Annotated in this window: 6 protein-coding genes; 2 read left to right on the forward strand and 4 right to left on the reverse strand. The window is 45.1% G+C overall.

Annotation, left to right across the window (positions count from 1 at the left end):
* Positions 1 to 454 (reverse strand): methyltransferase family protein (locus B2866_RS00005; RefSeq protein ID WP_296189217.1); only part of this gene is annotated, 454 nt, incomplete at its 3' end.
* 279 nt (positions 455 to 733) lie between these two features.
* On the opposite strand from B2866_RS00005, the gene htpX reads away from it, so the two are divergent.
* Positions 734 to 1648 (forward strand): protease HtpX, encoded by a 915-nt coding sequence (gene htpX / locus B2866_RS00010; protein WP_296189220.1) that lies wholly within the window; start codon positions 734 to 736, stop codon positions 1646 to 1648.
* An 86-nt stretch (positions 1649 to 1734) separates the two neighbouring features.
* On the opposite strand, the gene betT is transcribed toward htpX, so the two are convergent.
* The 3 genes from betT to B2866_RS00025 all read right to left on the reverse strand — a co-directional run bounded on the left by betT (position 1735) and on the right by B2866_RS00025 (position 6992).
* A complete protein-coding gene (gene betT / locus B2866_RS00015; RefSeq protein WP_296189222.1) occupies positions 1735 to 3972 on the reverse strand; it encodes a choline BCCT transporter BetT in 2238 nt (745 codons plus the stop codon).
* 276 nt (positions 3973 to 4248) lie between these two features.
* The gene (locus B2866_RS00020; protein WP_296189224.1) at positions 4249 to 5520 is read right to left on the reverse strand and encodes a saccharopine dehydrogenase family protein; all 1272 of its coding nucleotides are present in this window, start codon (positions 5518 to 5520) and stop codon (positions 4249 to 4251) included.
* A gap of 257 nt (positions 5521 to 5777) precedes the next feature.
* A complete protein-coding gene (locus B2866_RS00025; protein WP_296189226.1) occupies positions 5778 to 6992 on the reverse strand; it encodes a carboxynorspermidine decarboxylase in 1215 nt (404 codons plus the stop codon).
* A 90-nt stretch (positions 6993 to 7082) separates the two neighbouring features.
* Between B2866_RS00025 and B2866_RS00030 the strand changes: the two genes are divergently transcribed.
* Positions 7083 to 7748, forward strand: a complete 666-nt coding sequence (locus tag B2866_RS00030) for a DUF924 family protein (RefSeq protein ID WP_296189229.1) — start codon at positions 7083 to 7085, stop codon at positions 7746 to 7748.
* Positions 7749 to 7832 lie beyond the last annotated feature (84 nt).

Raw genomic sequence — 7832 nt, forward strand, 5'->3', positions numbered from 1 at the left:
CTTTTGTATTTGATACACTATAGGTCTGATAAGCCTTGCCAAATTTCTGTGCCAACATTCGCTCTTCTGGCTGGATTTGGAAACGAGTCATATAAAGTATAAAAATGGGCAACAACACAAAGGCAAGAAAGTGTGACAGATATAGTGCCCAGCTAAATAATATAAGCACCAAACCCACATACATGGGATTGCGGCTATATTGATATATACCGCTGGTCACCAAACTTGAAACCTCTTCAAGGGCTTGTGGATTGGGCGTGGTCTGCGCTTTTTTAAATTGTGTGACACCCAAAATGGCGCTACCCAGTCCTATAGCGCCTAAACCTACTGCTAAGGCCGCAGAGCCTTTCAACGAAAACTTCAAAGCAGGTGCGACTTTAGAGACGCCAGCCATGGCCGCTGCAGTAATGATAACTTGCGCGACTGGCGGTACTTTTAGCTCTAGAAAATTCATAGCGAAACCTTATATAGGATTAAATGGTATATGAATGGTTCATTACTTATGATAGTACTGACTATTTTTTAGTTCTCTATCTATCACTCTTGCATTAGTTAAACACTTTACGCCGCTATTGTCCCTACTTTATAAGTTATAAGTGGCGATTTCTATTGAATGAGCGGCTTTATTATCCATAGAAGGTTATAATTGCCATTTGTTTCATTTTTACCTTTTACTCCTGTGAAGGAGTTATTTATAAGACTGTAGTTGAATTTCAATGAGGAAGTTAGCGTCATGATGCGTATCGGATTGTTCTTATTAACCAACTTAGCGGTGATTGTGGTATTTAGCATCGTGTTTGGTATTTTATCCAGATTTTTTGGGATTGGCGGCGTACATGGCGCAGGCGGGCTAAATTATACCAGCCTTGCCATTATGTGCGGCATATACGGTATGGTTGGTTCGATGGTCTCGCTATTTATCTCAAAATGGATGGCAAAAAAATCAACAGGTACAGCGGTCATCGAAACGCCAAGAAATGCTACGGAAAAATGGCTGGTTGATACCGTCGCTAAACACGCGCAGGCAGTAAATATTGGCATGCCGGAAGTGGGAATCTTTAACAACTCACAGCCAAACGCGTTCGCAACGGGTTGGAACAAAAACCAAGCATTGGTAGCGGTTTCTTCAGGACTACTACAAAGTATGACGCCCGATGAAATAGAAGCGGTGCTCGCGCATGAGATTGGTCATGTGGCCAACGGCGATATGGTCACCCTTGCGCTCATTCAAGGTGTGGTGAACGCCTTTGTCATGTTCTTTGCGCGCCTTATTGGCAGCTTTGTCGACCGTACTGTCTTTAAAAATGAAGGGGATGGCCCAGGTATTGGGTATTTCATCACTAGTATCGTGATGGATATTTTACTGGGATTTTTGGCGTCTGCTATCGTCATGTGGTTCTCGCGCCTACGTGAATTCCGTGCTGATGAGATGGGCGCAAAGCTTGCCAGCCGTGACAAAATGATTAGCGCACTGGATGCCTTGCGTCCTTCTGAGCAGCGTCCAGACCAGATGCCTGAGAGCATGAAAGCATTTGCAATCTCGTCTGGGCAGTCTACAGGCTTTAGTGTCGCTAACCTTTTTCGCTCACATCCAACGCTTGATGAACGTATTGCGGCGCTGAGAAAGTATAATCCTAGTAAGGCTTAAGACGTAGCCCTAACATACATGACAGATGATAGCGGATAGCAGGATCGGCGCCGCTATTATCTATACCGTTTTACCATTATAAAAAATCAACTTTTACCTGTGATTCCTGCTGGCGCGGTTGCTGTGTTCAAATCTGTCTCTGGCGGCGTGGTAATAAAAGTCAGATACGCTTCGTATTGTTCAAGCACATCATCAATCACTTGCTGCTTGGTCAAGCCCATCAAATCATAACCACCAGAGCCGGTTTGCGTCGTTACTTCTAAACGATAATACACGTCGCTAACTGGCGACATTTTGCCACTAAACGTCGGTGACGGCGTCTCGACCATAGACACTTGATAATAAAAGTCGTTTTGCGCGTCGGTAGATACTTTTAATAATGGCCCACCAGCATCAATATCGCCCGCTATATGAGGGATATTGTCGCGATCAATATCGTAACCTTGGCGCTCAAACTCATTGGCGACTTCGTTTAGCGCGGGGCGAACGACGCGATCAAGAAATTGTATGGTTTCGCGTTTGGATGGGTAGGTCAGCATTTGTCCCAAGCGCTGCTTCCATGAACGCTCTGGTATATAGCCGCCACTTGGCGTGACAGAAGGACGGCGCAGCACAGTACCTTCGCGCTCAGCCCGTTCTATTTTTAACGCTTTAGAAAAAGAGAACATCACCAAATAAACGATAATGGTCACAGGAAGGGCAAAGATAAGCGTTGCATACTCCATGGTAATGACGCCGCCTGCGATCAACATAGAGATAGTCAACACTGCTGTCAATACTGCCCAAAAAATGCGTAGCCATTTCGGACCATCCTCGCTTGGGTCAGGAATGGAGGTTGAAAAGTTCGACATGACCATCGCCCCTGAGTTGGCGCTGGTGATATAAAACAGCAATCCTGAAAGCGTTGCTAATGCTATCAAAATAGTCGCCCCAGGAAACAGCTCAAGTAGCGCGTACCATCCGCGCTCTGGGCTTTGAACGGCAAGCTCAGCAAAGGCGGTATTGCCTTGTAATATCTCATAAAGGGCTGAATTACCAAAGAAAGAGACAATGATAAAGTCACATAATACCGGCACCGTAATCGCAGCGATAACAAACTCACGTAATGTGCGTCCGCGCGAGATACGCGCTAAAAACACCCCAACGAACGGCCCCCATGCCAGCCAAAACGCCCAAAAGAACAGCGTCCAGCTGCCCATCCAGTCGCTACTACCAGGTACATAGGCAAAGGTTTTAAACATTCGAGCAGGTAGCGTGACAAAGAACTGACCGAGGTTTTCAACCAACGCATTTAATAAGAACGCCGTCTCGCCAGCGATTAAGATAAACGCCATCATTGCGACGGCGCTCCAAAGATTGAGCTCGGATATCCAGCGGATACCGCGGTCAACGCCTGAAGTGGTAGCCAAAATGGTCAAGATAACCGCGCCAACTACGAGGGCAATCTGTAACGTTAAGCCTTCTTCAAAACCAAATAGCTTTGAGAAACCAACGTTTAACAGTACCACACCGATACCCATCGTCGTCGCCACGCCGAACACCGTGCCGACCAAGGCAAGGATACTAATACCGTGACCGATAGGACCTTTTACCCGCTTACCAAGCAGCGGATAAAGCGCTGCTCGAATTGATAATGGCATGCCCCAACGGTAGGCAAAATAACCCATCGCCATACCAAGCAGTGCATAAATAGACCAACCGGCAATGCCGTAATGGAACATCGTCCAGACGACGGCATCTTGCATCGCAGCCGCATTCGCTCCTTCGCCAGAAGGCGGGGTCAAATACTGTACAACTGGGCCAGTCACTGAGAAAAACAGCATATCAATGCCTACCCCAGCGGCAAATAACATCGCCGCCCACGTACCTAGCTTGTATTGTGGCCGCGAATCATCAGGCCCGAGGCGTATGCTACCTGCTTTAGACAGTGCTACCCACAGTACAAAACCAATGACCATCACCATGGTAATCACGTAATACCAGCCAAGATTGGTTGCAATCCAATCAACGACTGTCTTCATGGTTGTGCTGGCATTGATAGGCATCAAAATTGCCCATATCGAAAACGCCACAATCACGACTGACGAGACAATCAACACACTCCAGTTAATATGAGCCACACTATTTTCTGACAGCTCTTGCGCGCCTTTTTGTAGATCGCTACGAGAGATAGGCACATCTTCATCAAAAGGTTTTGATTGGCGCTCTGTACCGCCAAACTGCCTGCGCTCAAACGGTGGGCGCGAGCTCTCGCTAGGCTCATTTAATGGCGTATTTGACTCGTTAGCTTCCCTTAAGCCATCGTCATTCGGTTCGTCGCTCATTGATATTCCTTATTTTAATTATATGACTATCCCTATTAGGTCCACTATATTCTAACCCTTGTCTAATGTCATTATACTGAATGCGTTTATCCAATGATGATAGAGCTTCAGCGTTAGCAGTAAAGCATGAATGAAGAAAACAATGCGCATGACATTTCTAAGGCCAAGTGAATGAAAAAAATATTCTCATTTACTATAAAGTTTCTTGCATAAAAAAAGCCCATCTAACGCTCTTATCGAGATAATTAGACGGGCTTTTTTATGGCTTAAGATATATTAAATATCAAACTTAAGCGCTCTATCACCATTGGCGTCTTGAATACGCGTTGGCAAACCAATCTCATTTAACAAATTGATAAATGGCTTGGCATCAAGCTCTTCAACGTTGACCATTTTGCCTGCATCCCACTCGCCAGTCGCGACCAGTATCGCAGCGGCAACAGGTGGCACGCCAGCGGTATAAGAAATACCTTGGCTACCAACTTCGTTATACGCGTCTTTATGATCGGAGATATTATAAATAAACACCTCGCTATCAACGCCATTAATCTTGCCTTTAACCTTGTCGCCGATGCAGGTCTTACCCGTATAGTTCGGCGCAAGCGAACTTGGATCTGGCAATACTGCTTTGACCACTTTTAGCGGAATCACTTCTTGTCCTTCAGCGGTTATCACCGGCTGCTCAGACAATAAACCTAGGTTTTGGAGCACGGTAAACACATTGATATAATGCTCACCAAAGCCCATCCAAAAGCGGATGTTTGGTACATCTAAGTTAGCCGATAAAGAATGAATCTCGTCATGACCACTTAGGTAGCTGTTTTGCTCGCCAACGACTGGCAAATCATCGGTACGCTTGACTTCAAACATCTTATTCGACTGCCACTTGCTGTCCTGCCAAGAATAAACCGTCCCAGTGAATTCACGGAAATTAATCTCAGGATCAAAGTTGGTGGCGAAATATTTACCGTGGCTGCCTGCATTGATATCAATAATATCGATATCCGTCACTGAGCCTGCATCCATCATGTCATAGCCAAGACGCGCATAAGCGTTGACTACACCAGGATCAAACCCTGCGCCCAAAATCGCCGTGACATTATTGTCCGCACAGCGCTGTTTGCGCTGCCATTCATAGTTGTCATACCATGGCGGCGTTTCGCAAATCTTACGCGGATCTTCATGAATGGCGGTATCAATATAGGCAACGCCTGTTTCAATACAAGCTTCTAAAACGGTCATATTGACAAATGCCGAACCGACATTGATAACGATTTGAATACCCGTCTCTTGAATGAGCTGTACCAGCGCTTGCGTATCCATGGCATCGACTTGATGGGTATGTAATACCGCAGGCAGCTTAAAGCTGTTTTTGTCTATGACACTTTGGGCGATGGCAGCACATTTATCTTGCGTGCGTGAGGCAATATGAATCTCGCCAAGTACGTCGTTATGCATCGCACATTTATGCGCGACCACTTGCGCCACACCGCCTGCACCGATGATAAGCACGTCTTTTTTGCTAGGGTTGGTTTGATTTGTGTTCAATGAACAATCCTCCTTTGTGTCCCTGTCGATACCATCGATCTTGGCGAGTCAAAACAGAAACGAGTGAATAATATGCGTGAATTAAAAAGGAAGACCGAGGAAAACCCACGCACCCGTCGGGCAAAGCAGTATTTGGCTACTTGCTTTTGCCCGCGGCGATTATAACAATTTTTACCCACCTTTCGGCAATAATTAATCGATAAGATGACATCCAATTTTATTACTCAAATAGCATCACCCTAATCTTAATAGCAAAATTAAGACAAGCTGGCCTTATAATCTTGATAATCAAACTCGCGCTGGATATCGATAGTGCCATCTAGACGCTGAATCACAATCGCTGGCATGCCCACACCATTGAACCAGTTTTTCTTGACCATGGTATAACCGGCAGCATTACCAAACGCAATGGTATCGCCGATCTGTAAATGGCTAGGTAATTCATACTCACCAAAGATATCGCCTGCCAAACAAGAACGACCGTAAATAATAGTGTTGTCTGGTATAGTGGCCGTTTTAGCCATATCGACAGATGCAATATTAATGGCCTCTTTGTTAATTGCCGCAATAGGTGCTGACTCGCGATAAATCAGTAAATCAAGCATATGCGCTTCGATAGACGCATCGACGACGGCAAGATTTTTTTCATTGTGCATGGTATCCAAGACGGTCGTGACTAATGAGCCCGCACCATGAATGCTTGCTTCACCCGGCTCAAGATAGACTTGTACGCCATATTTCTCGCTAAAACCTTTCAATCTATCCGCCAGTTTTTCAAGTGGATAATCAGGCGCGATAAAGTGAATACCACCGCCCAAGCTCACCCATTCAAGCTGCGCCAGCACTTCACCAAATTTGTCTTCGATATCTGCTAAGCTTGCGCTAAACGCCTCAAAGCTATCGTTTTCACAGTTGTTATGAATCATGACGCCTGTGATATCAGTAAGTACAGCGGTAATCTTATCTTTATCATGCTCACCTAAGCGGCTAAATGGACGCGCAGGGTCAGCAATAATAAAGGATGAGTTACTGGTCTTTGGATTTAAGCGCAGCCCAACTGGAATGTTTTTTGCCACGGCTTTAGCTTTAAACGCATTCAATTGCGAGATAGAATTAAAAATAATTTTATCAGCATAGCTTAATACTTCATCGATTTCATCTGCGCTATAAGCGACGCTGTAAGCATGGGTTTCTTTCTTATTATCACTGTCTTTACCTTTACCAAAGGTTTCATGCCCTAAACGCACTTCATTCAATGAGGACGAAGTCGTACCATGCAAAAAGGGCCGCATAACATCAAACACGCCCCAAGTAGCAAAGCATTTCAACGCTAGCAAGGCTTTAGCGCCTGATAACTCGCACAGACGCGCGATAATTTTCATGTTGGCAACGATTGCCGCTTCATCAAGCAGATAATAGGGCGTTGCAGGCAAGGATGAGTGACTGGTTTGTAACGGGATTTTTGCATTCATAAGAGGTTACCTAATAGCTGAGGTCGGTATCATGACAGACCTAAATAATTGCGCTATAGTAGACTAAATCCATCACAATTAGAATATCTTATGGCACTCTCGACTGATTATTCCACTGCTAAAAACCCAGCCAACCTATCGCAGCTCGATCCGCAAAACATCAGCTTAGAGTATCTTCCTGCCGATGCGCGTGCAGTGTTGGACTTTTGGTTCGATAAAGACAATGAGCAGTACTGGTTTGCACAAAATGATGCTTTTGATAAAAAGATAAAAGACAAGTTTGGTGATGTTTGGCAGGCGGCAAAACAGGGTGAGTGCGTGACATGGCGTATCGCAGAAGCACCGAATGATAGTAATAGCTCAATCACCGCTTTGGCGGGACGTTTGGCAGAAATTATCGTTTTAGATCAGTTCTCGCGTAATTTATGCCGTGAGCAAGCCTGTGCCTTTGCCCAAGATGGGATGGCACTAGCACTGGCACAAGAAGCCATTGGGCAGCCGTATTTTGACACTCTACCAATGGAGTGGCGTCGCTTTACCATTATGCCGTTTATGCATTCTGAATCAGCGATGATTCATGAGCGCTATCTGCCCTTATTTGAACAATTAAATGATGCGACAACGTTAGACTTTGAGCATCGCCATAAGGATATTATTGATAAGTTTGGGCGTTATCCGCACCGCAATGAAACCTTAGGTCGAAAATCTTCGCCTGAAGAAGAAGCGTTTTTACAGCAGCCGAACTCATCGTTTTAAGTATTTTTGGGACTTTGAAGATTTCTGTTGTTAAAGGTTTAAATAAAAAAACCATCTGTTCTTAATGAACTGACCCCCATAAGT

Source organism: Psychrobacter sp. UBA3483, assembly GCF_002377905.1.
GTDB lineage: Bacteria > Pseudomonadota > Gammaproteobacteria > Pseudomonadales > Moraxellaceae > Psychrobacter.

What these genes read in the sequence shown, in the direction of transcription:
- htpX (WP_296189220.1), top strand. Translation starts at nt 734, where the DNA reads ATGATGCGTATCGGATTGTTCTTATTAACCAACTTAGCGGTGATTGTG.
- betT (WP_296189222.1), bottom strand. Translation starts at nt 3,972, where the DNA reads ATGAGCGACGAACCGAATGACGATGGCTTAAGGGAAGCTAACGAGTCA.
- B2866_RS00025 (WP_296189226.1), bottom strand. Translation starts at nt 6,992, where the DNA reads ATGAATGCAAAAATCCCGTTACAAACCAGTCACTCATCCTTGCCTGCA.
- B2866_RS00030 (WP_296189229.1), top strand. Translation starts at nt 7,083, where the DNA reads ATGGCACTCTCGACTGATTATTCCACTGCTAAAAACCCAGCCAACCTA.